The 1,692-nt window shown below is 25.1% G+C and carries 2 protein-coding genes; both read right to left on the minus strand.

Annotated features, from left to right (window positions below):
- Positions 1-285 precede the first annotated feature (285 nt).
- Positions 286-900, minus strand: a complete 615-nt coding sequence (locus ACWYN7_RS17245; protein ID WP_462861216.1) for a porin family protein — start codon at positions 898-900, stop codon at positions 286-288.
- Positions 901-1,096: 196 nt separating this feature from the next.
- A complete protein-coding gene (locus tag ACWYN7_RS17250; RefSeq protein ID WP_462861217.1) occupies positions 1,097-1,591 on the minus strand; it encodes a hypothetical protein in 495 nt (164 codons plus the stop codon).
- Between the last annotated feature and the right edge of the window lie 101 nt (positions 1,592-1,692).

Here is a 1,692-nt window from a genome sequence, read left to right on the forward strand (position 1 = left end):
AAGAATTTAATTCTTAGATTATTACTAGATTTTCAGAAATTAAAATATTCCCACGTTTTTATTTTCCTTTTTTGGTTCGATCTTAAAAAGCTTTAAAAATATTCAGTAAATTTTTCCTGCAATTCGATTTTCCTGAGCAATTAAACATAACGTGTTTGTACAAGGTTAGTTGCGGTGTTTTGCAATAAAGTTAATAAATAATTACTGACAAAGAAAATCCGCGAGGATTTTCGTAAGTAAGCTAAAAGCGAGCAATTAATTTTGTACGGTGTTGGCAATAGTAAATTATTTAATCCAATATATTAAATTCATATTCAAACTTCTATTTTTAATATTAGTTTCTATAAAGTCATTATCTCCATCTTCAGCAATATTATTTAGCCCAAGATTATAAAAGATATCAAGAGTAAATCTATTAAATTTTATTCCAATTCCACCAGTTAGCCCAAAATCAAATTTCTTGAAGTTTTCATTAACTGTTTCCTCAAAAGGATAATTTATAAAACTATATTTTCCTCCTATTAAATATGAGAAATATGCACCAAGTTTCAGATTTGGACCAACTTTGGTTTTTGGGCTATCCATTAATAAAGTTACTGGAATATTTAAATAGTTTAATTTGGCTGAATTCGCTATTGTAAGATTTTCCGTATTTTGTTTAAATCCATTTTGAATAAAATTCAAACCTGTTGAAATATATAAATTATTTGATATTTTATTTTTATAATCAAATCCGATATTAATTCCAAGAACATTTTTAAAATCGTTTTCTTTAGAATTATTTCTTAGTTTGTCCTTATTTGTTTGTGTGGATAAATTTGTTCCAAAATGGAAACCAAAGTTTTGACTATATGTTGATGTCACAAATAGTCCCATTAAAATTAAAATTCCTTTTTTCATATTTTTCTTCATTATTATTGCCAACGTCTTGGTGTAAGAAATCGTTGCGTAAATTAAGAAAATAAATGAATAAATAAACAGAAAATGGAACAAATAAAAGAATTATCAAACAAACAAAAAGTAGCAATGTTTTTTACACGGTGTTGGCAACCGTTATTTTTTTCAGTCAAAAGGAATTTCAAACTTTTTAAAGAATCTATTTTTTATCTAAGATTACCTTATTATTATTCAATAGTTCAAGTCGTTTTATGGTCGATTCTTGCTTTTTCACTGACTGCTTTAACTCTTCTATTTCTTTATTTGATTTATTCTGAATTATCACAAGATATAAGCTTATTATGGTTGTAATAACTGGAACTATTATTGAAGTCCAATCTTTTAAATTTTCAATTATGTTTTTATTATTTCTTGAAATATATGTTTTACTTATAGAGTTTATTTTTCCTTTTGCATTTATTGAATATACGTTTATGTCATCTTTTTTATTTTTAATTATATCTTCGCTTGATAATAATTCAGTAATTGAATTTGATAAATATTTATTTTTTATATTTTTATTTTCGCTTATTTGTTTTAAACTTATACCAAAATCAATAGGAGGGGATACTTCAACTTTTTTTTGTTTAAAGTGTAATTCCTTTTTAGCTAAAAGAAGTTTTAATATTCTATGTTTAGTTATATTGTTTTTCATTCCTTTTGAGTGTGATTGGTAATGGTTGCCAACGTTTCTCGTATAAGGAAAGTTGCGTTTTTTGTCAACGAGGAATTTCCGAAGGAAATTCAGAATTTACA

The organism is Polaribacter sp. M10 (genome assembly GCF_054968445.1).

What these genes read in the sequence shown, in the direction of transcription:
- ACWYN7_RS17250 (WP_462861217.1), bottom strand. Translation starts at nt 1,591, where the DNA reads ATGAAAAACAATATAACTAAACATAGAATATTAAAACTTCTTTTAGCT.
- ACWYN7_RS17245 (WP_462861216.1), bottom strand. Translation starts at nt 900, where the DNA reads ATGAAAAAAGGAATTTTAATTTTAATGGGACTATTTGTGACATCAACA.